The following is a 25,738-nucleotide window of genomic DNA, read 5'->3' on the forward strand; positions in this document are numbered from 1 at the left end:
GGCGCGCCTGCGCGCGTGGCGAGGCATGTTCCTCGTTCTCTTCGCCGTGACGTTGGGCCTGCGCATCGTCATCGCATGCACGCTGTCGCCCTTCGGTGACGAGGCCTTCTATTGGCAGGAAAGCCTCGCTCCGGCATGGGGCTACAGCGATCTTCCACCCCTCACGGCATGGCTGATCGGAGCGTCCGAGGCCGTATTCGGGCATGGCCTGTTGCCCATGCGTTTGCCGTTCCTCCTCATCGGCGCGGCGATTCCCTTCCAGGTTCGCGCCATCGCGCGCCGCCACGCCGGCGACGCGGCGGGTTGGCAGGCGGGCACGCTGGCCCTGTGCCTGCCGCTGGCGGGCAGCCTGGGCGTACTCGCCGTGCCCGACGTGCCGCTGACCTTCGCCGTCCTGCTCGCGATGCAGGGCCTGCTTGGTGCGCTCGACGACGGGCGTCGGCGCGACTGGTGTCTGCTCGGCGTCGGGCTCGCGCTGGCATGGGCCACGCATTACCGCGCGGCGATGCCGATGCTGGGCGGGCTCGTCTTCCTGCTGGCGACGCCACGCGGCCGTGCGCAATGGCGCAAGCCCGGGCTATGGCTCGCGATGGGCATCGCTGCCGTTGGCTTGCTGCCCATCGCGATCTACAACCTCCAGGCCCAGGGCGCCGGGGTGTCGTTTCAGCTGGTGGAACGCAATCCCTGGCGATTCCATGCCGATGCCCTGGTGCAGCCGCTCGAGCAGGCAGCGACCTGCACGCCGGTCGCCTACGTGGCACTGCTGTGGATGGCGTGGAGCGCGTGGCGCCGTCGCGGCGAAGCGCCGTTCGACGCGATCGGGTCCGTCGCGGGGACGTTCATCGTCGCGTATTTCGTGCTCGGGTTGTTCGCCGACGACGTGCGCTTTCGCGTGCATTGGCCGCTGCCGGGTTACCTGCTGCTCTGTGCCGCGTGGCCGTCGTTGCCGTCGTCTTCCACCTGGCGGCGCATCGTGCACGCGGGTTTCGCACTGGCCCTCGCCGGATTGTTCGGGGGCTTCGCATGGCTCGGGCTGGCCGCATCGGGCGACGGTGCGCGCGTGCTTGCGAACCTCAAGGCCTTTCCCTCCCATTTCACCGGCTGGCGCGAAAGCGCGGCCGTGCTGCAAGGTGAGCTGCTGCACGACAGCGGCGCGCTCGTGGTGGCCGACAATTTCATGCTGGCGGCGGAGCTGCGCTTTGCCCTGGGCGGTCCGCGCACGGTGTATTCCCTCGACAGCCCGTTGAACGTGAAGCATGGTCGCGCGCCGCAACTGGCGGCGTGGCGGATCGACGAGGCGGGTCTGGCCATGCACGCCGGCCAGCGCGTGATCCTGGCCGTGGACGAGACGTCGTTGCGCGAGCGCGAGACACGCGGCTGGCTCGGCTCGATCTGCGCACGGGTGGATATCGTCGGGCCGCTATCGCGACTGGACCTCTTCGACGGTCGTCGACGCATCGCGTTCTACGATGCGCGAGCACGCGCGACGCCGGCCCCGGCGCAGAATCCCGACGATTGCGTGGTCTGGATGGCCGCCTACCTCGCCGCCCCGCACTGACCGTTCAGGGCAGGGCGACGCCGGCCTTGCGCAGCAGGCGGGCGGTGGCGATCAGCGGCAGCCCGACGAGGGCGGTGGGGTCTTCGTTGACGATGCGCTCGAAGAGAGTGATGCCCAGGCCTTCGCACTTGAAGCTGCCCGCACAGTCGAGCGGGCGTTCGCGCTCGACGTAGCGTTCGATGTCCGCTTCGGAAAGCTTGCGAAAACGGACGCGCGTCTCGTCGACGTGGGTCAGCGCATCGCCGTGGGCATCGATCACGCACACCGCCGTGTGGAATACCACGTCGCGCCCCGAACTGGCCGCCAGTTGGCGGTGCGCCGCATGCACGGTGCCGGGCTTGTCGAGCACGGTGCCGTCGAGGTCGGCCACCTGGTCGGAGCCGATGACGATCGCGCCGGGGTGGGCTTCGGCGACGTCGCGGGCCTTGGCCTCGGCCAGGCGCGCGGCGCGCCGGGCGGGCGCCTCGCCGGGCAGGTGATCCTCGGCGGTGCCTGGCGCGGCCTGTTCGAAATGTTCCAGCAGGCGGCGCAGGAGGCCGGCGCGATAGCGGGACGTGGAGGCGAGGATGACGGTCGGTTCGGTCACGTTGTCAGAAACCCTTATGGATCTGTTCGCGCACGGCGGTGTCCAGCGCCGCCTGGGCGTCGTCCAGGTCGCGCAGGCGCGGCTCGAGCTGGTGGCGGGCGCGGAGCAGGGCGTCGACGGCCTCGTCCAGCTCGCGCTGGCTGGCGGAAGGCGCCTTGTCGCGAATCCATATGCGCTGGCGGAGCAGGGCCTTGAGGCCCGAATCCACGGCATGACGCGCCTCGATCTCGCCTGCCGCCGGCTGTTCGGGATGGGAGGACATCACGGCGTGTGCCCGCTGGAGGCGGTCGCGGCAGTCCTTCAGATCGACCTCGAGGCGGTCGGCGTGGTCGTGCAGGTCTTGCAGCGCGCCGAGGCGGCGGCGACGGCGCTGGAGCGACACCGCCCAGCCGCAGAACGCCACCGCGACGACGATGGTCGCGGCAAGTGCATAATACGCAACGGAAAACACGCTGGACCTTCCCCCTCGCGGGCCGGCTGAGGCAAACTGCTGCATGGCCTGCGAGTCTGCCCGAAAGGGGGCGGTGTGCGCAAAATGGCTGCCGGGCGTCTAACCGGTTGACTTCAGAGGCGTTGGTGCCTACCATTTCGCGATTATGTCCGTGACTTTGCCATCGTCCGTGGACGCTTGGCGCGAGGTTCGTGCGCGGCGTTCGTTTCAGGGTCGTCTTCCCGTGTCGGCGTTTTCCCGCCTCGGCGAGGTGGTCGCGTCACCCGAAGGTGACGTAACCTACGAACTCGACTTCGGCCGCGACAACCTGGGCATCGCCTACGTGGCGGTCCGTGCAAAGGCTTCGTTGATGCTGGTCTGCCAGCGTTCGCTCGAGCCGTTCGCGCTGCCGGTGGAGGTCGATGCCCGTCTCGGACTGATCGTCGAAGAACGCGAGGAAGCCGCGCTTCCGCCCGGGTACGAGCCGCTTCTCCTCGAGGAGGACGGCAAGCTGGATCCGATCGCGACGATCGAAGATGAATTGCTGTTGGCGCTGCCCCTGGTTCCGGTCAATCCGGATCACGAGTTGCCCGAAGAGATCGCCGGCACGGAAGAGGACATCCCCTCCGACGAGCCCCCCGACAACCCGTTCGCGGCACTCCGCGAACTCATGAAGAAGTAATCGCTGGAGATTTGCCATGGCCGTTGCCAAGAGCCGCAAGACCCCGTCCACCCGCGGCATGCGTCGTTCGCACGATGCGCTGAAGACCGTTCAGCTGTCGACCGACCCGACCAGCGGTGAAGTGCACCTGCGTCACCACGTGACCAAGGATGGCTACTACCGCGGTAAGAAGGTCATCGACACCCGCGGTGCGGTCGAAGTCGAGGATTGATCTCCTCGCGGTGACAAAACACCACGCAACGGCGCGGAAACGCGCCGTTTTGCGTTTACGGATACCGGTTTTATCCTGAGCACGGGAATACCGTTCTGAAATACGCCCGCATCATCGGCACCGGCAGCGCACTTCCCGATAAGGTGCTGACCAATGCCGACCTCGAGAAAATCGTCGACACGAGCGACGAGTGGATCCGCACCCGCACGGGCATCACGCAACGCCATATCGCGGCCGATGGCGAAACCACGGGCGACCTCGGTTTCCTCGCGGCGACACGCGCCCTGGAAGCCGCCGGCGTAAGGGCCGAAGACCTCGACATGATCGTGGTCGGCACCACCACGCCCGATCTCGTCTTTCCCTCCACCGCCTGCCTGATCCAGCATCGGCTGGGTGCCAACGGCTGCGCCGCGTTCGACGTCAACGCGGCCTGTTCCGGCTTCGTCTACGCGCTGGGTGTGGCCAACGCCTTCATCCGCAGCGGCCAGAAGAAGAAGGTGTTGGTGATCGGTGCCGAAACGCTGACCCGCATGGTCGACTGGACCGAGCGCGAAAGCTGCGTGCTGTTCGGCGACGGCGCGGGGGCGGTGGTGCTGGAGGCTTCCGACGAGCCAGGCATCCTCGCGACCCGCCAGCACGCCGACGGTGGCTACAAGCACTTGCTGTTCAGTCCGGTCGGCGTGTCCGTGGGCTTCAGCGATGCGCCCAATCACGGCGTGAAAATCACCATGGCGGGCCGTGAGGTATTCAAGGTGGCCGTGAAGACGCTCGATTCGCTGGTCGGCGAGACCCTCGCGGACGCCGGCATGACCGAAGACCAGGTGGACTGGCTGATACCCCATCAGGCCAACCTGCGCATCATCGAGGCCACCGCCAAGCGCCTGAACATGTCGATGGACCGCGTGATCGTCACGGTGGACAAGCACGCCAACACCTCCTCGGGTTCGGTGCCGTTGGCGCTGGATCACGCCGTGCGCTCGGGGAAGGTGAAACGTGGGCAGAACCTGCTCCTGGAAGCGTTCGGCGGCGGGTTTACCTGGGCATCGGCCCTGATCCGTTACTGAAACTCCACGCGTCGCGATCGAGGGCGCGATAGAACTGGCCAATACCCCCGCGAATGGTGCATTCGCCCCTGGGTTGCTGGCACCATTCGCGTTTTGACGTCGCCGGAATCGATAAGCAATGACCCAAGCCAGTGCCTCGCTCGCCATCGTTTTCCCGGGCCAGGGCTCGCAGTCCGTCGGCATGCTCGCCGACCTCGCGGCCGCCCATCCCGAGGTGAAGGCCACCTTCGACGAAGCCTCCGAAGGCGCGGGCGTCGACCTGTGGGACATGAGCCAGAATGGTCCTGAGGAAAAGCTCAACAGCACCGAGAACACCCAGCCGGCCCTGTTGGCGGCCAGCGTGGCGGTATGGCGTGTCTACCTCAAGCAGGGCGGTAAGCAGCCGGCCTATCTCTCCGGTCATAGCCTGGGCGAATACAGTGCCCTGGTGGCCGCCGGTGCGCTTTCGCTGAAAGACGCCGCCGGGCTGGTCGCCGAGCGCGGCCGCCTGATGCAGGCTGCGGTGCCGGCCGGTGTCGGTGCCATGGCTGCCATCCTCGGTGGCGACGACGCCCAGATCGCGCAGGTGTGCGAGGACGTGGCGCAGGGCCAGGTCGTGGCGCCCGCCAACTACAACTCGCCAGGCCAGCTCGTCATCGCGGGCCACGCGGAGGCGGTGGATCGTGCGCTCGCGCGCCTTGCCGAGCTGGGCGTGAAGAAGGCCGTGAAACTCGCCGTTTCGGTTCCCTCGCATTGCATGCTGATGCGCGACGCCGCCGACCGTCTCGGCGAACGGATGGCTTCCGTCCGGTGGAGCCTGCCGTCGATTCCCGTCGTGCAGAATGCCGACGCGAAGGTGCACGCCATCCTCGACGACATCCGCGGCGCGCTGCAGCGTCAGCTCTATCTGCCGGTGCGCTGGACCGAATGCGTGCAGGCGCTGGCCGCCGGCGGCGTCACCCAGGTCCTGGAATGCGGCCCGGGCAAGGTGCTGGCGGGGCTGATCAAGCGCATCGACAAATCGGTCGAGGCGAAGGCGATCGACACGCCCGACGAGCTCGACGCGGCCGTCGTGGCCTGAATCCCTACGTCCCCCTTCCGCAAGGAACCCACACCATGACCCATACCCTCAAGGGTGAAGTCGCCCTGGTCACCGGCGCCAGCCGTGGCATCGGTGCCGCCATCGCCGATCGACTCGCCGCGCTCGGCGCCACCGTATACGGCACCGCCACCAGCGAATCCGGCGCGAAGGCCATCGGCGACCGCCTCGCCGCCCATGGTGGCCATGGGCGAGTGCTCGACGTCACCGACGGCGCGTCCATCGACGCCCTGATCGAGGCGATCGGCAAGGAAGCCGGCGCGGTTTCCATTCTCGTCAACAATGCGGGCATCACGCGCGACCAGCTCCTCATGCGCATGAAGGAAGAGGACTGGAGCGCGATCATGGACACCAACCTCACGTCGGTGTTTCGCGCGTCCAAGGCCGTGATGCGCGGCATGATGAAGGCGCGCAAGGGCCGCATCATCAGCATCGCGTCGGTGGTGGGCGTGACCGGAAACCCCGGTCAGGCCAATTACGCCGCCGCCAAGGCCGGCATCATCGCGTTCTCCAAATCGCTGGCCCGTGAGATCGGCTCGCGCGGCATCACGGTCAACGTGGTGGCGCCGGGCTTCATCGACACCGACATGACCCGCGCCCTGCCGGAAGAGCAGCGCCAGGCGCTACTCGCGGGCATCGCCCTGGGCCACCTGGGCGAGAGCGACGACATCGCCGAGGCCGTGGCCTTCCTGGCCTCGCCGGCCGCCAAGTACATCACGGGCGAGACGCTGCACGTGAACGGCGGCATGTACATGCCCTGAGCACGGTCGCATCCGGGTCGGGGGAGTCGCCACCGGCCCGATTTTGAGAGACAATCGTCATTTCGCGTCCGGACGGAAGCCCGGGCGTCATCCACGTCACGGCGGCGTGTTGGCGGGGCGAGGCCCAAGCCACTACAATGCCGCCGGATTTTCCCCTCGGGAGGTTAAGGCAACATGAGCACCATCGAAGAGCGCGTCAAGAAGATCGTCGTTGAGCAGTTGGGCGTCAAGGAAGATGAAGTCACCGCGAACGCTTCGTTCGTGGACGATCTCGGTGCCGACTCGCTCGATACCGTCGAGCTCGTGATGGCCCTCGAAGAAGAATTCGAGTGCGAGATCCCGGACGAAGAAGCCGAGAAGATCACGACGGTTCAGCAGGCCGTCGATTACGTCAAGGCTCACGTCAAGGAATAATCGTACGTAAGGCCGTCGATCGGAGGCGTCGCCTCCCGTCGATCTCCGAGCGACACGGAAGCTGCGCCGTCATGGCGCAGTTTTCGTTTCTGCAAACCGTAACCTGCGCTCGCGTATGGTGGCGGAGGAAACCGTTGAGGATGAGAACGCATGAGTAAGCGACGTGTGGTAGTGACCGGCATGGGCATCCTGTCGCCAGTCGGCAACGATCTCGCCACCGCCTGGAAGAATGTCGTCGAGGGTGTGAGCGGCATTGCCGAAATCAGCCCGATCGAGGGCACGGACTGGAGCAAGTACGCCACGCACATCGCTGGCGAAGTCCGCGACTTCGACGCCGTGGAGGCCTATTTCGCCGGCACCGACGCGCCGGACGACGAAAAGCGTTCCATCGCCAAGGACTTCAAGCGGATGGATCCGTTCATCCACTACGGCATCGTCGCGGGCGTGCATGCGTTTCGTCAGTCGGGCCTGAAGGTCACCGACGATAATGCCGGTCGCATCGGTGTCGCCGCGGGAGCTGGCATCGGCGGCCTGCACACCATCGAGGCCACGGCGCTCGAACTGAACGAAAAGGGCCCTCGCAAGGTGTCGCCCTTCTTCGTCCCCAGCTCGATCATCAACATGGTGGCCGGCAACTTGTCGATCTACCTCGGCATGAAAGGGCCGAACATCGCCCTGGTGTCGGCCTGCACGACGGCCGCGCACAACATCGGCATGGCCATGCGCCTCATCCAGTACGGCGACGCCGACGCGATGCTCGCCGGCGGCGCCGAGTTCGCTACCACCCCGACCGCGATGGCGGGCTTCTGCTCGGCCAAGGCGATGTCCACGCGCAACGACGATCCCACGCACGCCAGCCGTCCGTGGGATACCGGTCGCGACGGCTTCCTGTTGTCCAACGGCGCGGGCATGCTCATGCTCGAGGAATACGAGTTCGCCAAGGCGCGCGGCGCGACCATCCTGGCCGAACTGGTCGGCTTCGGCATGAGTGGCGACGCCTATCACATCACCGCGCCCAGCGGCGACGGCGCCGAGCTGGCCATGCGCAACGCGCTGCACGATGCGGGCTTGAAGCCCGAAGAGGTGCAGTACGTCAACGCGCATGGCACCTCCACGCCGGTGGGTGACCTGGGCGAGGCCAAGGCCATCCGCAACGTGTTCGGCGAGTACGCCACGAAGAACGGCCAGTTCGCGGTGAGCTCCACCAAGTCGGTCACCGGTCACCTGCTCGGCGCAGCCGGTGGCGTGGAGGCGATCTTCTCGGTGCTGGCGCTGCGTGACGGCATCATCCCGCCGACCATGAACCTCGAAAACGTCGATCCGGAAGTCGCCGCGCTCGGCATGGACCTCGTGCCGAACAAAGCCAGGAAGGCCGACCTGAACGTCGTCATGTCCAATTCGTTCGGCTTCGGCGGTACCAACGGAACGCTCGTCTTCCGTCGCGTCTGACGCACGTTGGCTTTCGTCACGCGAACCCTGGCCGGCCGGCGCGATCTCCTCGCGCCGGCCGCGTCGTTTCCCGAGCGCTATCCGGCCCTGCTGGCGAGCGCCGTCAGCGGCACGCCGCAATCGCGCTTCGACATCCTGTTCGCCGCGGCTGATGCGTCGCTCACCCTGCACGCCGACGGACGATTGCTCGACGAAAAGAATCGGCCCGTCGAGGGGACTTTCCTCGACGCGTTGGATCGCGCTTGGGTGCGAGGTCATCGCGCACGCGTCGACGACGGCCTGCCGTTCCATGGCGGCTGGTTCGTGTACCTCGCCTACGAGCTGGCGGCGCAGATCGAGCCCTCGCTGCGCCTGCCCGCCGCCCGTGGTCCGGTACCCGTGGCCTACGCCTTGCGCGTGCCCGCGGCGGCCATCGTCGATCACGTCGAAGAGCGCACCGTGCTCATCGCGGAAGAGGGTAGCGAGCACTGGCTCGACCGGCTGGAAGCCGACGTCGACATCGCGCTGGGCGACCATCCGCTGGCCGCGCCCGTCGCCATCGACGAGGACGAGCCGCAGCGTTTTCTCGATGGCGTGGCGCGCATCCATGAGCACCTGCGTGCGGGCGACGTGTTCCAGGTCAATCTTTCCCGGCGCTGGGCAGCCCGTTTCGCCGATGCGCCCCTGCCCGCCGCATTGATGCAGGCCTTGCGCCAGGCGAACCCCGCGCCGTTCGCGGGCATGTTGCAGCGACCGGGCTGGGCCATCGTGAGTTCGTCGCCCGAGCGCCTGGTCGAGTCGCGCGACGGCGTATTGCAGACGCGTCCCATCGCGGGAACGCGTCCGCGCCTCGCGGGCGACGACGATGCGGCGCGCATCCGCGAACTGACCGCGCATCCGAAGGAGCGCGCGGAACACGTGATGCTCATCGACCTGGAGCGCAACGACCTGGGCCGCGTCTGCGTGCCGGGCAGCGTGAAGGTGGACGAACTCATGGTGGTGGAGAGCTACGCGCACGTGCATCACATCGTGTCGAACGTGCGAGGCCGTGCACGCGAAGGCGTGACGCCTGGCCAGGTCATCGCCGCCACCTTTCCCGGCGGCACCATCACCGGGTGTCCGAAGGTCCGTTGCATGCAGATCATCGGCGACATCGAGCGGGAGCCCCGCGGCGCGTATACCGGCGCGTTCGGGTACCTCGACCACGACGGCGACATGGATTTCAACATCCTGATCCGCACGCTCACCGCCGAGGGCGGCACGGTGTCGCTGCGTGCGGGCGCGGGCATCGTCACCGATTCGGTGCCCGAGAAAGAGCTGGACGAAACCCGTGCGAAGGCTCGCGGGCTGCTTCGCGTGTTCGGTGCGGCATGAGCGCGCGCTTTTCCGTGAACTTCGTCGACGGCGCCACGGTGTCCGCCGCCGATCGCGGCTTCACCTACGGCGACGGCCTGTTCGAGACGCTACGCGTCGTCGCGGGCCGCGCGCCCTTGTGGGACCGTCACATGGCACGGCTGCGCGCTGGTTGCGAGCGCCTGCACCTGCCGGTGCCGGACGTCGATGCGCTTCGTCTGGAAGTGTCGCGGCTTTGCGAGGGTCTCGACGACGCCGTGTTGCGTCTCACGTGGAGCCGCGGAGAAGGCGAGCGGGGCTACGCGTTGCCTTCACGGCCGCAACCCACGCTGGTGTTGAGCGCGGCACCGCTCGTGCTGGACGCGTCGGCCTATGACGAGGGCATCGCGGTTCGGCTGTGCGAGACGCGGCTGGCGACGCAGCCCTTGCTGGCGGGGATGAAGCACCTCAATCGCCTGGAGCAGGTGATGGCGCGCGCGGAGTGGTCGGATGCGGCGTGCGGTGAAGGACTCGTGCGCGACATGGCGGGTCACGTCGTTTGCGCCACCGCGGCGAACCTGTTCGCGGTGTTCGGCGACCGGTGGGTGACGCCGCCCGTGGACGCCTGCGGTGTGGCGGGTGTGGCGCGGGCCGAAGTGCTGGCCTGGCGGGAGGTCGCCGTCGAGGCGATCGCACCCGAACGGCTGATGATGGCCGACGAGGTCTTCCTCACGTCGGCGGTTCGCGGCATCCTCCCCGTTCGGGCATGTGCCGGGCGGGCATGGACTCCCGGTCCGGCGACCCGCGCCCTGCAGGCGCACTGGCGTACGCTCGGCTTGCCGCTGCCAACGATTGAAGGATTTTCCAAGTGATGAAGGTGCGTGGCCTCGCCCTGTGGCGAGTCATCCTGCTGGCGGTGGTGGTCGCGGCGATCGCGGCGGGGGCATGGGCCTGGTTCGACTGGGCCCGTTTCGCCCGCACGCCGTTGGCGATCCCCGCGGCGGGCCAGAGTATCGACGTGGCGCGCGGCGCCTCGTTCAAGGACATCGTTCGCGACCTGCGCCGTCGTGGCGTCAGTGCCGCCTCGCCGCTGTACTGGCGCGTGCTGGCGACCGAGATGCATGCGTCCGGCCGGTTGCACGCGGGCGAATACGCGTTGCGGCCCGGCATGACGCCGCGCGACCTCATCGGCGACATGGCCTCGGGTAAAGTGGTGCAGCATTACTTCACCATCGTCGAAGGCTGGCCGTACGCCGAATTCCGCCGCGTGCTGGCGACCGTACCCACGCTGACGCACGACCTGGCCGACGTGGACGACGCCGACCTGATGAAGCGCCTCGGCGCGGAAGGCGAGGAGCCCGAGGGGCGGTTCCTCCCCGAGACCTATGCTTACGTCAAGGGCGATCCGGAATCGGCCATCGTGAAGCGTGCCCACGCCGCGATGACGAAGCTGCTCGATACCGCATGGCCGGCGCGGGCGCAGGATCTTCCGTTGGCCTCGCCCTACGAGGCGCTGATCCTCGCCTCCATCGTGGAGAAGGAGACGGGCAGGGCGGACGAGCGCCCGCGCATCGCGGGCGTGTTCGTACGCCGGTTGGAGCAGCACATGCTGTTGCAGACCGACCCCAGCGTCATCTACGGCATGGGTGCCGCCTATACCGGCAACATCCACAAGAGCGACCTCACCACCGACACGCCCTACAACACGTACACGCGGGTCGGCCTTCCGCCCACGCCCATCGCGCTGCCGGGGCGCGCGGCCATACTCGCGGCCCTGCATCCGGATGGTGGCAAGGCGCTCTACTTCGTGGCGCGGGGCGACGGCAGCCACGTGTTTTCCGATACCCTCGACGAACACAACCGGGCCGTGGCCTGCTACCAGTTGAAACGATGCAAGTGATCCAGCGTCAGCCTATCCGAGGTGCATTCGCATGAGTCTGCGGCCCTGGCATGCCGACGCCTGGGCGCGCCTGCAGGCGCGCCGGGAGCGTGACGCGTTGCCCCACGCCTTGCTGCTGGCCGGGCCCGCGGGCCTGGGCAAGCGCGATTTCCTGGCGGCGTTCGTCAAAGGGTTGCTATGCCAGCGTCCGGTCGACGGCGTGGCGTGCGGCACCTGCCGCGGTTGCCAGCTGGTCGACGCCGGAACGCATCCCGATCGGGTCGCCCTGTCGTTCGGGTTGCGCAAGGACGGCGTGACCCGTAGCGAGATCGTGGTGGACCAGATCCGCGAATTGTCGCAGCGCCTGGCCATGGCCAGTCAATTCGGCGGCTGGCAGGTCGTCAGCATCGATCCGGCCGATGCGATGAACGCCGCCGCGGCGAACGCCCTGCTGAAAACCCTCGAGGAGCCCACGCCCGCCACGCTGCTGATCCTCGTGGCCGACGAACCGGCGAGGCTGCCCGCCACCATCCGCAGCCGTTGCCAGCGCATCGATTTCCTCGTGCCCGCCCGCGACGAATCCCTGGCCTGGTTGCGTGCCGCGGGCGTGCCCGACCCGGTGGCCGCGCTCGATGCGGCCGGCGGCAATCCGGGCATGGCGCGTACCTGGGCCGCCGACGGCGCGCTGAAGCAGCGCGGCGAGGTGCGCAACGACCTCAAGGCCCTGGCCGCCGGACGCGGCGATGCCATGGAGGTGATCAAGCGCTGGCAGGCCGCCGATCCGCAGCGTTACCTTTGGTTCGCCGCGCAGGCCGTGACCGATGAACTGCGTGCCCGCGCCGCCGGCACGGCCGCTCCGCTGGAAAGCCGGCTCGACGACGAGTCACTGGATGCCTGGTATGCGAAGGCCAATCGTGCCCGCGATGCGCTGCGCGGCCCCTTGCGCGCCGATCTGGTCTTGCTCGAACTCGTCGCCGCCTGGCGTTGACGCGACTTTTCCGGCCGATCGGCGCTAATCGAGACGCCTTCGAGCCTAGGACTTACCGCCATCGTGTTTTCCATGCCCGCTATCGACGGACAGACCCGCTTGCTGGTCGTCGCGCCCCATCCCGATGACGAAACCCTCGGCGGCGGCCTACTGATCCAGCGCGTACTCCGGGCTGGGGGGCAGGTGGACGTGCTGCTGCTCACCGACGGCGACGACAATCCCTGGCCGCAGCGCTGGATCGAGCGGCGCCTCTTCATCGGCAAGGCGGGGCGGGCCCGCTGGGGCGCGCGCCGACGGGGCGAGGCGATCGCGGCGCTCGGCCGCCTGGGCGTCGGGGAGGACCGACTGCATCCGTTGGGCTGGCACGATATGCAGGTCACCGATGCGCTCCGTTGCCATCACGGCGCCGCCGTGGCCGAGGTGGGCGGGGTGATCCAGGCGGTGCGGCCCACCCTGGTGCTGGCCCCTTCGCTGAGGGACACCCATCCCGACCATGGGGCGGCCCACGTGCTGGTACGCCTGGCACTGTGGGAAACGAAAACCGTCGCCCCCGTGCTGACCTATGCCGTGCACGGCGCCACGTCGGCGAACGGCGAGCCCATCGATACGGACGCCGGGCAGCAGGCCGCCAAGACGGCCGCGATGCAGGAGCATCGCACGCAACTCGCCCTGAGTCGCGAGCGCATGCTCGCCTACGCGCGCCGCCCGGAGGTGTTCGTGCCCGCGCCGTCCGCCGACGCCCTGGACGCGCTCCGCTTGCCATGGCATCCCGGTCCGCTCGCCAGGGCGCGCCTGCGCGTACTGCTGTCCGACGGGCAGGGCAGCGTGGTCTGGCCCTGGCGCCGGGCACCGCTCGACTTCCGGGACGGGCACTGGCGGCTGGCCTTGCGCGGTGCGCCGGGACCGGCCTTCGTCAAGCTCACGGCCGACCTCTCCACCCCCTGGATCCACGACCGCTACGGCTGGACCTGTCACGGTCCGGCTCGTTAGGATGCCTCGTCACCGAAGGGACCGCCTCCATGAATGCCAACGCCCCCGCGCCGCGCCAGCAGGGCATCCTGTCCCTGAAGATCAAGGACGTGAATTCCCTCTACATCTCGTACATGCCTTTCCTCAAGAACGGCGGCCTGTTCGCGCCCACGGCCCAGCGCTACAGCCTGGGCGACGAGGTGGCCCTCCTGGTGACCCTGCTCGACGAGGGTGAGCGCCTGTCGGTGGCCGGTAAGGTGGTCTGGATCACCCCCGTGGGGGCCCAGGGCAATCGCACGGCCGGGGTCGGCATCCAGTTCAACGAGTCGCCCGAGAGCGAGGCGGCCCGCCAGCGCATCGAGGGCCTGCTGGCCGGCACCCTCACGTCCGAGCGTCCTACCCAGACCATGTGACGTGACCGCGGCGGGAGGGGTGGCGCAAGACTTTGCACCATTCGGATGCAGTTTTCCTTCTATTAATACTTGTCGTCTTACCTGCACGCGCTGGTACAATAGTTCGGTTCCCCAACGTGAGATTGTGGATATCCGGAGTCGTTGGCGTGCCTGGCGCGCCGACTCGGATGGGTCCATTTGGATCGATTCGATAAAAGCTCCGGCGTTCTAGCCGGACCGCTCGTCCCCGCCGACGGTCACTGATGCGCCCAGTGAGGCGCGGAGGTACGCAGCATCGTGCTCGCCCAATATTGGCCCGTCCTGTTGTTCATCGCCGTGGCCGTCGGCCTAGGCATCGTGCTCATGGTGCTCGGGATGCTCGCCGGTCCGCGCCGTCCCGACGCCGAAAAGCTCTCGCCCTACGAGTGCGGCTTCGAGGCATTCGAGGACGCGCGCATGAAGTTCGACGTGCGCTACTACCTGATCGCCATCCTCTTCATCATCTTCGACCTCGAAATCGCCTTCCTGTTTCCGTGGGCAGTGGTGTTCGACAAGATCGGCGCGATCGCGCTGATCGAGATGGCGCTGTTCCTGGCGCTGCTCGTGGTCGGTTTCGCTTACGTCTGGAAGAAGGGAGCACTCGAATGGGAGTGATGACCACCATCGACCGGGTGATGCACAACCCGGCGCCGCTCAACCTCGTCGACGACATCATCCGTCCGAATGGCGACGCCCCGGTGCCGCAGCGCGGCTTCGGCGTCACCAGCGTCGACGCCCTGATGAACTGGGCGCGCACCGGCTCCATGTGGCCGATGACCTTCGGCCTGGCGTGTTGCGCGGTGGAAATGATGCACGCCGGCGCGGCGCGCCTCGACCTCGACCGCTTCGGCGTCGTGTTCCGCCCCAGCCCGCGCCAGTCCGACGTGATGATCGTGGCCGGTACGCTGGTCAACAAGATGGCCCCCGCGCTGCGCAAGGTCTACGACCAGATGCCCGAGCCGAAGTGGGTCATCTCGATGGGCTCGTGCGCCAACGGCGGCGGCTACTACCACTATTCCTATTCGGTCGTTCGCGGCTGCGATCGCATCGTGCCGGTCGACATCTACGTGCCGGGTTGCCCGCCGACGGCCGAAGCGCTGATCCACGGCATCCTGCAGTTGCAGAAGAAGATCCGCCGTACCCACACGATCGCGCGCTAAGGGCTGCCTCATGAGCGTTAACAACGAGACCTCGCTGGTCGAACGCCTCGCCGCGCGTTTCGGCGACATGCTGACCGTGAAGGTCGAGCGCAACGAAGTCACCGCCGAAGTCGCCGCGCGCGACCTCACGGCCGTGGCGACGGCGCTGCGCGACGAAGCGGGCTTCCGTTTCACCGTCTTCATCGACGCCTGCGGCGTCGACTACCTCAGCTACGGCAAGACCGAGTGGGACACCGACACCGCGCAGGGCGAAAGCTTCTCGCGCGGCGTCGAAGCCCAGGCCGTCGGCCGCTTCACCTGGGAAGAACGCCCGCGCGACGTCGCGCTGGGCCGCCGCTTCGCCGCCGTCTACCACCTGCTGTCGATCGAGCTGAACCAGCGCATCCGCGTGCGCGTGTTCTGCGACGACGACGCGTTCCCGGTGGTGCCCTCCGTGGTGTCGATCTGGCCGGGCGCCGACTGGTTCGAACGCGAGGCGTTCGATCTCTTCGGCATCATCTTCGACGGTCATCCAGACCTTCGTCGCATCCTTACCGACTACGGCTTCGTGGGGCATCCATTCCGCAAGGACTTCCCCCTCATCGGCAACGTCGAAGTCCGCTACGACGCCGAGCAGAAGCGCGTGGTGTACGAACCGGTCTCGATCGAGCCGCGCGTGCTGGTGCCGCGCACGATCCGCAACGATGCCGACCTCGATCAGGCCAGGGCGGAAGCCGCCGACCGCTGGCGGGAGAATTAAGCCGTGGAAGAAATCCGCAATTACACGATGAACTTCGGTCCGCAGCATCCGGCCGCGCACGGCGTGCTGCGCCTGGTGCTGGAAATGGACGGTGAAACCATCGTCCGCGCCGATCCGCATATCGGCCTGCTGCACCGTGGCACCGAGAAGCTGGCCGAATCCAAGCCGTTCAACCAGTCCATCGGTTACATGGATCGCCTCGACTACGTGTCGATGATGTGCAACGAGCATGCCTACGTGCGCGCCATCGAAAACCTCCTGGGTATCGAGGCCCCGATCCGTGCGCAGTACATCCGCACGATGTTCGACGAGATCACCCGCATCCTCAACCACCTCATGTGGGTGGGCTCGAACGCGCTCGATCTCGGCGCCATGGCCGTGTTCCTCTACGCGTTCCGCGAGCGCGAAGAGTTGATGGACGTCTACGAGGCGGTGTCGGGCGCGCGCATGCACGCCACGTACTACCGTCCCGGCGGTGTATACCGCGATCTGCCCGAGCAGATGTCGAAGTACCGCGAGTCGCCGTGGCACAAGGGTAACGACCTCAAGCGCCTGAACGCCTGGCGCGAGGGCTCGATGCTCGACTACCTCACCGAGTTCACCAACGACTTCCCGGCACGCGTCGACGAATACGAAGCGCTGCTCACCAACAACCGCATCTGGAAGCAGCGCACGGTCGGCATCGGCGTGGTCGATCCGGACAAGGCGCAGGCCTGGGGCATGACCGGCGCGATGCTGCGCGGCTCGGGCATCGCCTGGGATCTGCGCAAGAAGCAGCCGTACGCCGCCTACGACGCGATGGATTTCGACATTCCCGTCGGCGTCAACGGCGACTGCTACGACCGCTACCTCGTGCGCGTCGAGGAAATGCGCCAGTCCAATCGCATCATCCGCCAGTGCGTGGAATGGCTGAAGGCCAACCCGGGCCCGGTGATGGTGCAGAACTACAAGGTCGCTCCGCCCAGCCGTGTCGAAATGAAAAACGACATGGAAGCGCTGATCCACCACTTCAAGCTCTTCACCGAGGGCTACGGTGTACCCGCCGGCGAAACCTACGCCGCCGTGGAAGCGCCCAAGGGTGAATTCGGCTGCTACCTGGTGTCCGACGGTGCCAACAAGCCGTTCCGCGTGCACCTGCGCGCGCCGGGCTTCGCCCACCTGTCTTCGATGGACGCGTTCGTGCGGGGCCACATGCTCGCCGACGTCGTCGCGATGATCGGCACCTACGATCTCGTCTTCGGCGAAGTCGACCGCTAAGTCGACGGAGTAAAGAATCATGAAAGCCACCGGTCATTTCGAGCAGGTGAAGGACGTCGATCCTCTCGTCGTGCTCAACGATCACACCCGCGCCCACATCGATCACTGGGTGGGCAAGTTCCCGCCGGATCGCAAGCGTTCGGCGCTGATCCAGGGCCTGATGGGTGCCCAGGAGCAGAACCAGGGTTACCTCACCGACGAGCTGATCACCGCCGTCGCCAAGTACCTCGACCTGCCGCCGATCTGGGCCTACGAAGTCGCGAGCTTCTACTCGATGTTCGAGACCTCGCCCGTGGGCCGCAACAACGTTGCCATCTGCACCAACATCTCGTGCTGGCTGAACGGCGCCGAAGGCCTCGTGCGCCACTGCGAGAAGAAACTGGGCATCAAGACCGGCGAAAGCACCGCCGACGGCCGCATCTACCTCAAGCAGGAAGAGGAATGCCTGGCCGCGTGCGCGGGCGGTCCGATGATGGTCGTCAACGGTCATTACCACGAGAAGCTGACGACCGAAAAGGTCGACGCGATCCTCGACGGTCTGAAGTGAGGTAAGGGCAATGGCTAGCACCACCGGTCCGGTCGGACCCGCTCCCAAGGAACACCAGGTCGTCTACACGACCCTGCATTTTGAAAAGCCCTGGTCGCTGGAAAGCTACGAGAAGGTCGACGGCTGGAAGGCCTGGCGCAAGATCCTCGCCGAGAAGCCCGATCCGGCGGCCCTGATCGAAGAGATCAAGAAGAGTTCGCTGCGCGGCCGCGGCGGCGCCGGCTTCCCCACGGGCCTGAAGTGGAGCTTCATGCCGCGCACCGCGCCGGGCCAGAAGTACATCCTCTGCAACTCCGACGAATCCGAGCCGGGCACCTGCAAGGACCGCGACATCCTGCGCTTCAACCCGCACGCGGTGCTCGAAGGCCTGGCCATCGCGTGCTACTGCACGGGGTCGACGGTCGCCTACAACTACCTGCGTGGCGAGTTCCACCACGAGCCGTTCGAGCACATCGAAGAAGCCCTGAAGGAAGCCTACGCGGCCGGCCTGCTCGGCAAGGACATCGACGGTTCCGGCATAGACGTGGACATCTACAACGCGCTGGGCGCGGGCGCGTACATCTGCGGCGAAGAAACCGCGCTGATGGAATCGCTCGAAGGCAAGAAGGGCCAGCCGCGCTTCAAGCCGCCGTTCCCGGCCGGGTTCGGCCTGTACGGCCGTCCGACCACGATCAACAACACCGAAACCTACGCCTCGGTGCCGGCCATCCTGCGCAACGGCGCGGAGTGGTTCCTCAACATCGGCAAGCCGAACAACGGCGGCCCGAAGATCTTCTCGGTCTCCGGCCACGTGAACAACCCGGGCAACTTCGAGATCAAGCTCGGCACGCCGTTCTCCGAACTGCTGGAGATGGCGGGTGGCGTGCGCAACGGCCACAAGCTCAAGGCCGTGATCCCGGGCGGCTCGTCGATGAAGGTGCTGCCGGCCGACAAGATGATGGAATGCACCATGGACTACGACTCGCTGCAGAAGGCGGGTTCGGGTCTGGGTTCGGGTGCCGTCATCGTGATGGACGAGAAAACCTGCATGGTGCGCGCCTGCCATCGCATCTCGCGCTTCTACAAGGCGGAGTCGTGCGGCCAGTGCACGCCGTGCCGTGAAGGCACCGGCTGGATGTACCGCGTGCTCTCGCGCATCGTCGAAGGCAAGGGCACCACGGACGACCTGCATCGCCTGAAGGCCGTCGCCGGCCAGATCGAGGGCCACACCATCTGCGCCTTCGGCGAAGCCGCCGCCTGGCCGGTGCAGGGCTTCCTGTACCACTTCTGGCACGAATTCGAATACTACGTGGAGCATGGCCGGTCGATCGTCGACGGTCCGGCTGACACGGTCACCACTGGAGTCGCTGCATGAGTGCGCAGCCCGTAGCCAACGCCGCGCCGGACCTCGTCAACGTCGAGATCGATGGCGTTCCGGTGCAGGTAGCCAAGGGGTCGATGATCATCCAGGCGGCCGATGCCGTCGGTATTCCCATCCCGCGCTTCTGCTACCACCGCAAGCTCCCGATCGCCGCCAATTGCCGCATGTGCCTGGTGGAAATCGAGAAGATGCCCAAGCCCGCGCCGGCCTGCGCCACGCCGGTGGGCGAGGGCATGAAGGTCTTCACGCGTTCGGACAAGGCGCTCAAGTCGCAGCGCAACGTGATGGAGTTCCTGCTCATCAACCATCCGCTCGACTGCCCGATCTGCGACCAGGGCGGCGAGTGCGAACTGCAGGACGTCTCGCTCGGCTACGGCCGTTCGGTGTCCCGCTACAACGAACGCAAGCGTTCGGTGGCCGACGAGAACATCGGTCCCCTGATCGCCACCGAGATGACCCGCTGCATCCAGTGCACGCGCTGCGTCCGCTTCACCAGCGAGATCGCCGGCACGTACGAGCTGGGTGGCATGAGCCGCGGCGAAACCCTCGAGATCGGCACGTACATCGGCAAGACGATCGAGAGCGAGCTGTCGGGCAACATCATCGACGTCTGCCCGGTCGGCGCGCTCACCAACAAGCCGTTCCAGTTCCAGGCCCGCGCCTGGGAGCTGATCGCGCGCCCATCCGTCGCTTATCACGACGCGCTCGGTTCCAACCTGTGGATGCACACCCGTCGCGGCGAAGTGCTGCGCAACGTGCCGCGCGACAACGAAACGATCAACGAGTGCTGGCTCTCCGATCGTGACCGCTACAGCCACCAGGGCCTGTACGCGGCCGATCGCGTCAAGTCGCCGATGGTCAAGCGTAACGGCCAGTGGTCGGCCACGACCTGGGACGACGCGCTCTCGGTCGCCAAGGAAGCCCTGAAGAGCGTCGCCGGCGCCGATCTCGGCGTGCTGGTGCACGGCGCCACGTCGAACGAGGAGGGCGAACTGATCGTCCGTCTCGCACGCGGCCTCGGCAGCGCCCATGTCGATCATCGCCTGCGCCAGCTCGACTTTGCCGACAATGCGTTCGCCAAGCCCTTCGCCTCGACGATCGCCTCGTTCGATACCGTGAAGTCGGCGCTGCTGGTCGGCTCCGACCTGCGTCACGAAGTGCCGCTGCTCAATCACCGCATCCGTCAGGCGGTGAAGAAGGGCGCGAAGGTGTACGCGGTCAATCCGGCCCACTTCAACTTCAACTACGCGCTGGCCGGTGAAGCCGTGGCCGCGCCGCACGCGTTCGTCGACGAGCTGCTGCTGCTGGCCAAGGCCGCCGCCGAGACCGGCGCGACCGTGCCGGCATCGATCGCCGCCGCTGTCGACGGCGCGCAGGCGACCGATGCCCATCGCGACGCGGTGAAGGCGCTTTCGGCCGACGGCGCCGTGGTGATCCTCGGCCACGCCGCTGTCACCCATCCGGAAGCCTCGTGGCTGCGCGCCATCGCGCGCTTCATCGCGCAGGCCACCGGTGCGGCCTTCAACGAACTGCCGGTCGGCGCGAACGCCATCGGCCTGGCCTCGGTCGGCGTGCTGCCGACCGCCGGCGGCCTCGACGCCCGCGCCATGCTGGCGCAGCCGCGCAAGGGCTACGTGCTGTACAACGTCGAACCGCCGCACGACTTCGCCGACGGCGCGCTCGCGCAGCAGGCGATGCACTCGGCGCAGACCGTGGTCGCTTTCGCCGCCTATGCCAGCGACGCGTTGAAGGATTCGGCCGACGTGATCCTGCCGATCGCGCTCACGCCGGAGATCGACGGCACGCTGGTCAACGTCGAAGGCACGGCGCAGGTCGTGGCCGCCGGTGCCAAGGCACCGGGCGATGCGCGTCCGGGCTGGAAGGTATTGCGCGCGCTCGGCGGCATGCTCGGCGTGGCCGGTTTCGAATTCGACGACCTGGCCGGCCTGCGCGACGGCATGACCGAGCGCGCCACCGAGATGCGCTCGCAGCTCGCCACGCGCAGCTCGGGCGTGTCCTTCTCGCGCCTGGCCACCATGCCGATCTACCGCGTCGATGCGGTGCTTCGTCGTGCCGGTGCGCTCAATTCGCATCCGCTGAACCGTCCCGCCGCCATCCGCATCCACGCGGACGATGCCGGAAAGCTCGGTCTCGCCGAGGGCGGCAACGCCCGCGTGGGCGATGCCGTGTTGCCGGTGGCGATCGATGCCTCGGTGCCCGCGGGCGCCGCGTGGATCGAGGCCGCGCTTCCCGAAACCGCGATGCTGCCCCCGTACGGCGCGGCCATCACCCTGAGCAAGGCGTAAACCATGGCCGATCAACTCTTCGACCACCTCTTGCTGCCGGTGCTCTTCATCCTGGCGATCGTGCTGCCGCTGGTCATCGGCGTGGCGATGTACGTCTGGTGGGAGCGCAAGGTGCTGGGCTGGATGCACGTGCGCATGGGGCCCAACAAGGTCGGCCCCGCCGGCCTGCTGCAGGCCTTCGCCGACGTCGTCAAGCTGCTGCTGAAAGAAGTGGTACTGCCGACCAACGCGAACAAGGCGCTCTACTACCTGGCGCCGTTGCTGGCCCTCGTGCCGGCGCTGTGCGCCTGGGCCGTGGTGCCGTTCTCCCCGGGCGTGGTGCTCGCCAACGTCAACGCCGGCGTGCTCTACCTGCTGGCCATGACCTCGATGGGCGTGTACGGCATCATCCTCGCCGGCTGGTCGTCGAACTCGCGCTACGCGATGCTCGGTGCCATGCGCGCCGCGGCGCAGGTGATCTCGTACGAACTGGCGATGGGCATGTCCATCGTCTGCGTGCTGGTGCTCACGGGCAGCCTGAACCTGACGGCGATCGTCGATGCGCAGCGGGGCAGCTTCCTGAGCTGGTACTGGCTGCCGTTGCTGCCGGTGTTCGTCATCTACTTCGTCTCGGGCGTGGCCGAAACCAACCGCGCGCCGTTCGACGTGGCCGAAGGCGAGTCGGAAATCGTCGCCGGTTTCCACGTGGAGTACTCCGGCTCGCCGTTCGCGCTGTTCTTCCTGGCCGAATACGCCAACATGATCCTCGTGAGCTTTCTCACCTCGATCCTGTTCATGGGCGGCTGGCTGTCGCCGTTCCCGGAATCGTGGGGCCTCATCGGCCACGGCGGCTTCCACTGGCTGTTCATCAAGGCCTTCGTCTTCGCCTTCCTCTTCCTGTGGTTCCGCGCAAGCTTCCCGCGTTACCGCTACGACCAGATCATGCGTCTTGGCTGGAAGGTCTTCATCCCCATCACCATCGTCTGGGTCCTCGTTGCCGGCTGCATGAAATATTTCGGCTGGGTCCACATCGGAACGGGAGCCTAAAGAGCCATGTCCCGCGTTACCCATTACTTCAAGAGCCTGCTGCTCATCGAGCTGTTCAAGGGCATGGGCTTGACCATGCGCTACATGTTCAGCCCCAAGTACACGATGCGCTACCCGATGGAGCACATCCCCAAGTCGAACCGCTTCCGCGGCCTGCACGCGCTGCGCCGCTACGCCAACGGCGAAGAACGCTGCATCGCCTGCAAGCTGTGCGAGGCGGTGTGCCCGGCGCTGGCGATCACCATCGACTCGGCCCCGCGCGCGGAAGACGGCCAGCGCCGTACCACGCGTTACGACATCGACCTGTTCAAGTGCATCTTCTGCGGCTTCTGCGAAGAGAGCTGCCCGGTCGACTCCATCGTGGAGACGCACGTGCACGAGTACCACATGGAACATCGTGGCGAGAACGTGGTGACCAAGGCCCAGTTGCTGGCCATCGGTGACCGCTTCGAGCAGGACATCGCATCCGCCCGCGCGCAGGACGCGGCTTACCGCTGAGCGCCCGGAGACCTATGCGATGAATACCGATCTGCTTCAACTCATCTGTTTCTACCTCTTCGGCGGCGTGGCGGTCATCGCCGGGCTGATGGTCATCTCCGTGCGCAACTCGGTGCATGCCGTGCTGTCGCTGGTGCTGGCCTTCTTCAGCATGGCCTGCGTCTGGCTGCTGGCCGAGGCGGAGTTCCTCGCCATTGCCCTCGTCGTGGTCTACGTCGGCGCGGTGATGGTGCTGTTCCTGTTCGTGGTGATGATGCTCGACATCAAGCAGGAGGCCGTCCGCGAGGGCTTCATGCGCTACCTGCCGGTCGGCATCGTGGTCGCGGTGGTCATGCTGGTGGAAATGCTGGCGATGATCGGCGTGAAGGCCATGCACGCGCACACGCTCGGCCCCAACCCGGCCGGCGAGTCGAACGTGGCCTGGCTGGGCCATGCCCTGTACACCGAGTTCCTGCTGCCGTTCGAGATCGCGGCACTGATCCTCACCGTGGGCGTCGTCGCCGCCGTGGCGCTGACCCTGCGCCAGCGCCTGGGCGTGCGCCACCAGTCGGCCTCGCAGCAGGTGTCCGTCAAGGCCACCGAGCGCGTCCGCGTGGTGAAGCTCGCCAGCGAAACGATGGCATCCGTCAGCCCGGCGCCCGTGCCGGTCGTGGAACCGACGCAGGAGAACGCCAAGTGATCACGCTTTCCCATTACATCGTGCTCGGCGCGATCCTGTTCTGCATCGCCGTCGCCGGCGTGTTCATCAACCGCAAGAACGTGATCGTGCTGCTCATGGCGATCGAGCTGATGCTCCTCGCGGTGAACACCAACTTCGTGGCCTTCTCGCGCTTCTTCGGCGACGTGTCGGGCCAGGTGTTCGTGTTCTTCATCCTCACCGTGGCCGCGGCGGAATCCGCCATCGGCCTGGCGATCCTCGTGCTGCTGTTCCGCAATCGCAGCACGATCAACGTCGCCGAAATCGACAGCATGAAGGGTTGATCCGATGAGTCTCTCGCTTTCAATCCTGCTGACGATCGCACTCGCGCCGCTCGCGGGTTCGATCCTGGCCGGCCTCTTCGGCAAGCTGATCGGCCGGGCGGGGGCGCACACCGCCACCCTCCTGGGCGTGGCGATCGCCTGCGGCCTGTCGTTCTACGTGCTCTACCAGCTCGTCTGGGGCGGCGCCGACAACTTCAACCAGAACGTCTACACGTGGTTCGAGATCGGCCGTTTCCACGCCTCGGTGGGCTTCATGGTCGACCGTCTTACCGCCATGATGATGGTGGTGGTCACCTTCGTCTCGCTGCTGGTGCACCTGTACACCATTGGCTACATGGCGGAAGACCCGGGCTACCAGCGCTTCTTCAGCTACATTTCCCTGTTCACCTTCTCGATGTTGATGCTCGTGATGAGCAACAACTTCATGCAGCTGTTCTTCGGCTGGGAAGCGGTGGGCCTGGTGTCGTACCTGCTGATCGGCTTCTGGTACAAGCGTCCGACGGCGATCTTCGCGAACCTCAAGGCCTTCCTGGTCAACCGCGTGGGCGACTTCGGTTTTCTGCTGGGCATCTCGGCGATCCTGTACTTCCTGGGCACGCTCGACTACCAGACCGCGTTCGACCACGCGCCGGAGCTGGTCGGCAAGACGCTGCAGATCACCCAGAACCATGCCTGGGACGCCGCCACCGTGATCGGCATCCTGCTGTTCATCGGTGCGATGGGCAAGTCGGCCCAGGTGCCGCTGCACGTGTGGCTGCCCGACTCGATGGAAGGCCCCACGCCGATCTCGGCGCTGATCCACGCGGCCACCATGGTGACCGCGGGTATCTTCATGGTCGCCCGCATGTCGCCCATCTTCGAGCTGACCGACGCCGCGCTGTCGTTCATCCTCGTGATCGGCTCCACCACCGCGCTGTTCACGGGCCTGATCGGCATCGTGCAGAACGACATCAAGCGCGTGATCGCGTACTCCACGCTCTCGCAGCTGGGCTACATGACCGTCGCGCTCGGTGTGTCGGCCTACAGCGGCGCCGTGTTCCACTTGATGACCCACGCCTTCTTCAAGGCGCTGCTCTTCCTCGGCGCGGGCTCCGTCATCATGGGCATGCACCATGAGCAGGACATGCGCTACATGGGTGGCCTGCGCAAGTACATGCCGGTCACCTGGATCACGATGTGGATCGGCTCGCTGGCGCTGGCCGGCACGCCGTTCTTCTCGGGCTTCTACTCGAAGGACGCCATCATCGAGGCCGTGGGCGAGTCGCATCGCTGGGGCGCGAGCTACGCGTACTTCTGCGTGCTGGCCGGCGTGTTCGTGACCTCGTTCTACAGCTTCCGCCTGCTCTACATGACCTTCCACGGCAAGGAGCGTTTCACGGTGGAGCACAAGGCGCATGGTCACGGCCATGACGACCACCACGACGACGACCACGGCCATCACACGCCGGGCGTGCTCGAGCATGCACCGCACGAGTCCCCGTGGGTGGTGACCGTGCCGCTGGTGCTGCTGGCGATCCCGTCCATCGTGATCGGCTGGTTCACCGTCAAGCCGATGCTGTACGACGGCTGGTTCGGCAAGGCCATCCACGTCAACGAAGAGAACAACGTGCTGGGCGAACTCGCGCGCGAGTTCCACGGCGTGGTGGCGGCGGGCGTCCACGGCTTCACGGCGGCTCCGTTCTGGATCGCCTTCGCCGGTTTCGCGGTGGCGACCTACGTGTACCTGTTCAATCCGTCGGTCGCCGACAAGGCGAAGACGGCGCTCAAACCGGTGTACGAACTGCTCAACCACAAGTACTGGATCGACGAACTCTACTTCGCGGTGTTCGCGAAGGGTGGCGTCAAGCTGGGCGAAGGCCTGTCGAAGGTGGGTGACACCGCCATCATCGACGGCGCCGTCGTCAACGGCTCGGCCGGCCTGGTCCGCCGTATCGCGGGCGGCATGCGCCGCCTGCAGTCCGGATTCCTCTACCACTATGCGTTCGCCATGATCCTCGGCTTGATCCTGCTCCTGGGCGGGTACTGGCTGATCGGGCAATAAGGGAAACGAGCT

Annotated in this window: 28 protein-coding genes; 26 read left to right on the forward strand and 2 right to left on the reverse strand. The window is 66.7% G+C overall.

Annotation, left to right across the window (positions count from 1 at the left end; translation table 11 throughout):
* Positions 1 to 25: 25 nt before the first annotated feature.
* The gene (locus JNG39_RS15110) at positions 26 to 1,558 is read left to right on the forward strand and encodes an ArnT family glycosyltransferase (RefSeq protein WP_368312606.1); all 1,533 of its coding nucleotides are present in this window, start codon (positions 26 to 28) and stop codon (positions 1,556 to 1,558) included.
* A gap of 4 nt (positions 1,559 to 1,562) precedes the next feature.
* On the opposite strand, the gene JNG39_RS15115 is transcribed toward JNG39_RS15110, so the two are convergent.
* Entirely contained in the window at positions 1,563 to 2,144 is a 582-nt protein-coding gene (locus tag JNG39_RS15115; RefSeq protein WP_368312608.1) for a nucleoside triphosphate pyrophosphatase, read from the reverse strand.
* 4 nt (positions 2,145 to 2,148) lie between these two features.
* Positions 2,149 to 2,595 (reverse strand): hypothetical protein, encoded by a 447-nt coding sequence (locus JNG39_RS15120; RefSeq protein WP_368312611.1) that lies wholly within the window; start codon positions 2,593 to 2,595, stop codon positions 2,149 to 2,151.
* A gap of 145 nt (positions 2,596 to 2,740) precedes the next feature.
* Here JNG39_RS15120 and JNG39_RS15125 point away from each other — a divergent pair, with 145 nt between their 5' ends.
* The 25 genes from JNG39_RS15125 (at position 2,741) to nuoL (ending at position 25,726) form a co-directional block, all read left to right on the forward strand.
* Complete coding sequence (locus JNG39_RS15125; protein ID WP_368312613.1) at positions 2,741 to 3,256, forward strand: YceD family protein; 516 nt, start codon at positions 2,741 to 2,743, stop codon at positions 3,254 to 3,256.
* A 16-nt stretch (positions 3,257 to 3,272) separates the two neighbouring features.
* Positions 3,273 to 3,467: a 50S ribosomal protein L32 gene (gene rpmF / locus JNG39_RS15130; RefSeq protein WP_144910343.1), complete on the forward strand. Its 195-nt coding sequence runs from the start codon at positions 3,273 to 3,275 to the stop codon at positions 3,465 to 3,467.
* 95 nt (positions 3,468 to 3,562) lie between these two features.
* Entirely contained in the window at positions 3,563 to 4,531 is a 969-nt protein-coding gene (locus JNG39_RS15135) for a beta-ketoacyl-ACP synthase III (RefSeq protein ID WP_368312839.1), read from the forward strand.
* A gap of 118 nt (positions 4,532 to 4,649) precedes the next feature.
* The gene (gene fabD, locus JNG39_RS15140; protein WP_368312615.1) at positions 4,650 to 5,591 is read left to right on the forward strand and encodes an ACP S-malonyltransferase; all 942 of its coding nucleotides are present in this window, start codon (positions 4,650 to 4,652) and stop codon (positions 5,589 to 5,591) included.
* Between the two features lie 35 nt (positions 5,592 to 5,626).
* Positions 5,627 to 6,370 carry a 3-oxoacyl-ACP reductase FabG gene (gene fabG / locus JNG39_RS15145; RefSeq protein ID WP_368312618.1) on the forward strand — a complete coding sequence of 248 codons (744 nt, stop codon included), beginning with the start codon at positions 5,627 to 5,629 and terminating at the stop codon, positions 6,368 to 6,370.
* 174 nt (positions 6,371 to 6,544) lie between these two features.
* Positions 6,545 to 6,784 (forward strand): acyl carrier protein, encoded by a 240-nt coding sequence (gene acpP, locus JNG39_RS15150; protein WP_368312621.1) that lies wholly within the window; start codon positions 6,545 to 6,547, stop codon positions 6,782 to 6,784.
* Positions 6,785 to 6,934: 150 nt separating this feature from the next.
* On the forward strand, positions 6,935 to 8,233 hold the full coding sequence (gene fabF, locus JNG39_RS15155; protein WP_368312624.1) for a beta-ketoacyl-ACP synthase II: 1,299 nt from the start codon (positions 6,935 to 6,937) through the stop codon (positions 8,231 to 8,233).
* A 6-nt stretch (positions 8,234 to 8,239) separates the two neighbouring features.
* Positions 8,240 to 9,586, forward strand: a complete 1,347-nt coding sequence (locus tag JNG39_RS15160) for an aminodeoxychorismate synthase component I (protein WP_368312626.1) — start codon at positions 8,240 to 8,242, stop codon at positions 9,584 to 9,586.
* Positions 9,583 to 10,416: an aminodeoxychorismate lyase gene (pabC, locus tag JNG39_RS15165; RefSeq protein ID WP_368312628.1), complete on the forward strand. Its 834-nt coding sequence runs from the start codon at positions 9,583 to 9,585 to the stop codon at positions 10,414 to 10,416. Before JNG39_RS15160 ends, pabC begins: the two co-directional genes overlap by 4 nt.
* On the forward strand, positions 10,416 to 11,444 hold the full coding sequence (gene mltG, locus JNG39_RS15170; protein ID WP_368312630.1) for an endolytic transglycosylase MltG: 1,029 nt from the start codon (positions 10,416 to 10,418) through the stop codon (positions 11,442 to 11,444). Before pabC ends, mltG begins: the two co-directional genes overlap by 1 nt.
* Positions 11,445 to 11,475: 31 nt before the next feature.
* The gene (gene holB / locus JNG39_RS15175) at positions 11,476 to 12,411 is read left to right on the forward strand and encodes a DNA polymerase III subunit delta' (protein ID WP_368312633.1); all 936 of its coding nucleotides are present in this window, start codon (positions 11,476 to 11,478) and stop codon (positions 12,409 to 12,411) included.
* 72 nt (positions 12,412 to 12,483) lie between these two features.
* Positions 12,484 to 13,401, forward strand: coding sequence for a PIG-L deacetylase family protein (locus JNG39_RS15180; RefSeq protein ID WP_368312636.1), 918 nt, complete (start codon positions 12,484 to 12,486; stop codon positions 13,399 to 13,401).
* A gap of 29 nt (positions 13,402 to 13,430) precedes the next feature.
* Positions 13,431 to 13,793, forward strand: a complete 363-nt coding sequence (locus JNG39_RS15185) for a PilZ domain-containing protein (RefSeq protein WP_144910363.1) — start codon at positions 13,431 to 13,433, stop codon at positions 13,791 to 13,793.
* A gap of 276 nt (positions 13,794 to 14,069) precedes the next feature.
* Positions 14,070 to 14,426, forward strand: coding sequence for an NADH-quinone oxidoreductase subunit A (locus JNG39_RS15190; protein WP_247367646.1), 357 nt, complete (start codon positions 14,070 to 14,072; stop codon positions 14,424 to 14,426).
* The gene (locus JNG39_RS15195) at positions 14,417 to 14,971 is read left to right on the forward strand and encodes an NADH-quinone oxidoreductase subunit B family protein (protein ID WP_247367645.1); all 555 of its coding nucleotides are present in this window, start codon (positions 14,417 to 14,419) and stop codon (positions 14,969 to 14,971) included. The genes JNG39_RS15190 and JNG39_RS15195 overlap by 10 nt, the downstream gene beginning before the upstream one ends.
* Positions 14,972 to 14,981: 10 nt before the next feature.
* Positions 14,982 to 15,710 (forward strand): NADH-quinone oxidoreductase subunit C, encoded by a 729-nt coding sequence (locus JNG39_RS15200; RefSeq protein WP_368312640.1) that lies wholly within the window; start codon positions 14,982 to 14,984, stop codon positions 15,708 to 15,710.
* 27 nt (positions 15,711 to 15,737) lie between these two features.
* Complete coding sequence (locus JNG39_RS15205; RefSeq protein ID WP_368312840.1) at positions 15,738 to 16,967, forward strand: NADH-quinone oxidoreductase subunit D; 1,230 nt, start codon at positions 15,738 to 15,740, stop codon at positions 16,965 to 16,967.
* A 19-nt stretch (positions 16,968 to 16,986) separates the two neighbouring features.
* Entirely contained in the window at positions 16,987 to 17,514 is a 528-nt protein-coding gene (gene nuoE, locus JNG39_RS15210; RefSeq protein WP_368312643.1) for an NADH-quinone oxidoreductase subunit NuoE, read from the forward strand.
* Positions 17,515 to 17,524: 10 nt separating this feature from the next.
* On the forward strand, positions 17,525 to 18,868 hold the full coding sequence (nuoF, locus tag JNG39_RS15215) for an NADH-quinone oxidoreductase subunit NuoF (protein ID WP_368312646.1): 1,344 nt from the start codon (positions 17,525 to 17,527) through the stop codon (positions 18,866 to 18,868).
* Positions 18,865 to 21,180, forward strand: a complete 2,316-nt coding sequence (nuoG, locus tag JNG39_RS15220) for an NADH-quinone oxidoreductase subunit NuoG (RefSeq protein ID WP_368312649.1) — start codon at positions 18,865 to 18,867, stop codon at positions 21,178 to 21,180. Before nuoF ends, nuoG begins: the two co-directional genes overlap by 4 nt.
* Before the next feature lie 3 nt (positions 21,181 to 21,183).
* Positions 21,184 to 22,206 (forward strand): NADH-quinone oxidoreductase subunit NuoH, encoded by a 1,023-nt coding sequence (gene nuoH / locus JNG39_RS15225; protein WP_368312652.1) that lies wholly within the window; start codon positions 21,184 to 21,186, stop codon positions 22,204 to 22,206.
* Between the two features lie 6 nt (positions 22,207 to 22,212).
* Positions 22,213 to 22,704, forward strand: coding sequence for an NADH-quinone oxidoreductase subunit NuoI (nuoI, locus tag JNG39_RS15230; protein WP_247367630.1), 492 nt, complete (start codon positions 22,213 to 22,215; stop codon positions 22,702 to 22,704).
* Between the two features lie 19 nt (positions 22,705 to 22,723).
* The gene (locus JNG39_RS15235) at positions 22,724 to 23,383 is read left to right on the forward strand and encodes an NADH-quinone oxidoreductase subunit J (RefSeq protein WP_368312655.1); all 660 of its coding nucleotides are present in this window, start codon (positions 22,724 to 22,726) and stop codon (positions 23,381 to 23,383) included.
* Positions 23,380 to 23,685 (forward strand): NADH-quinone oxidoreductase subunit NuoK, encoded by a 306-nt coding sequence (nuoK, locus tag JNG39_RS15240; protein ID WP_247367625.1) that lies wholly within the window; start codon positions 23,380 to 23,382, stop codon positions 23,683 to 23,685. Before JNG39_RS15235 ends, nuoK begins: the two co-directional genes overlap by 4 nt.
* A 4-nt stretch (positions 23,686 to 23,689) precedes the next feature.
* Positions 23,690 to 25,726 (forward strand): NADH-quinone oxidoreductase subunit L, encoded by a 2,037-nt coding sequence (gene nuoL / locus JNG39_RS15245; protein ID WP_368312659.1) that lies wholly within the window; start codon positions 23,690 to 23,692, stop codon positions 25,724 to 25,726.
* The last annotated feature ends 12 nt before the right edge of the window (positions 25,727 to 25,738 follow it).

The sequence above is a fragment of the Luteibacter sp. CQ10 genome, assembly GCF_040900725.1.
In the GTDB taxonomy this organism is placed as follows: domain Bacteria; phylum Pseudomonadota; class Gammaproteobacteria; order Xanthomonadales; family Rhodanobacteraceae; genus Luteibacter.

Bases quoted from the DNA above. Each gene is read 5' to 3' on its own strand.
- acpP (WP_368312621.1), top strand. From the start codon at position 6,545: ATGAGCACCATCGAAGAGCGCGTCAAGAAGATCGTCGTTGAGCAGTTG.
- JNG39_RS15195 (WP_247367645.1), top strand. From the start codon at position 14,417: ATGGGAGTGATGACCACCATCGACCGGGTGATGCACAACCCGGCGCCG.
- JNG39_RS15110 (WP_368312606.1), top strand. From the start codon at position 26: ATGTTCCTCGTTCTCTTCGCCGTGACGTTGGGCCTGCGCATCGTCATC.
- holB (WP_368312633.1), top strand. From the start codon at position 11,476: ATGAGTCTGCGGCCCTGGCATGCCGACGCCTGGGCGCGCCTGCAGGCG.
- nuoI (WP_247367630.1), top strand. From the start codon at position 22,213: ATGTCCCGCGTTACCCATTACTTCAAGAGCCTGCTGCTCATCGAGCTG.
- nuoE (WP_368312643.1), top strand. From the start codon at position 16,987: ATGAAAGCCACCGGTCATTTCGAGCAGGTGAAGGACGTCGATCCTCTC.
- nuoL (WP_368312659.1), top strand. From the start codon at position 23,690: ATGAGTCTCTCGCTTTCAATCCTGCTGACGATCGCACTCGCGCCGCTC.
- JNG39_RS15185 (WP_144910363.1), top strand. From the start codon at position 13,431: ATGAATGCCAACGCCCCCGCGCCGCGCCAGCAGGGCATCCTGTCCCTG.
- nuoG (WP_368312649.1), top strand. From the start codon at position 18,865: ATGAGTGCGCAGCCCGTAGCCAACGCCGCGCCGGACCTCGTCAACGTC.
- nuoH (WP_368312652.1), top strand. From the start codon at position 21,184: ATGGCCGATCAACTCTTCGACCACCTCTTGCTGCCGGTGCTCTTCATC.
- fabG (WP_368312618.1), top strand. From the start codon at position 5,627: ATGACCCATACCCTCAAGGGTGAAGTCGCCCTGGTCACCGGCGCCAGC.
- rpmF (WP_144910343.1), top strand. From the start codon at position 3,273: ATGGCCGTTGCCAAGAGCCGCAAGACCCCGTCCACCCGCGGCATGCGT.
- nuoF (WP_368312646.1), top strand. From the start codon at position 17,525: ATGGCTAGCACCACCGGTCCGGTCGGACCCGCTCCCAAGGAACACCAG.
- JNG39_RS15235 (WP_368312655.1), top strand. From the start codon at position 22,724: ATGAATACCGATCTGCTTCAACTCATCTGTTTCTACCTCTTCGGCGGC.
- mltG (WP_368312630.1), top strand. From the start codon at position 10,416: ATGAAGGTGCGTGGCCTCGCCCTGTGGCGAGTCATCCTGCTGGCGGTG.
- JNG39_RS15180 (WP_368312636.1), top strand. From the start codon at position 12,484: ATGCCCGCTATCGACGGACAGACCCGCTTGCTGGTCGTCGCGCCCCAT.
- fabF (WP_368312624.1), top strand. From the start codon at position 6,935: ATGAGTAAGCGACGTGTGGTAGTGACCGGCATGGGCATCCTGTCGCCA.
- JNG39_RS15200 (WP_368312640.1), top strand. From the start codon at position 14,982: ATGAGCGTTAACAACGAGACCTCGCTGGTCGAACGCCTCGCCGCGCGT.
- fabD (WP_368312615.1), top strand. From the start codon at position 4,650: ATGACCCAAGCCAGTGCCTCGCTCGCCATCGTTTTCCCGGGCCAGGGC.
- JNG39_RS15205 (WP_368312840.1), top strand. From the start codon at position 15,738: ATGAACTTCGGTCCGCAGCATCCGGCCGCGCACGGCGTGCTGCGCCTG.
- pabC (WP_368312628.1), top strand. From the start codon at position 9,583: ATGAGCGCGCGCTTTTCCGTGAACTTCGTCGACGGCGCCACGGTGTCC.
- JNG39_RS15125 (WP_368312613.1), top strand. From the start codon at position 2,741: ATGTCCGTGACTTTGCCATCGTCCGTGGACGCTTGGCGCGAGGTTCGT.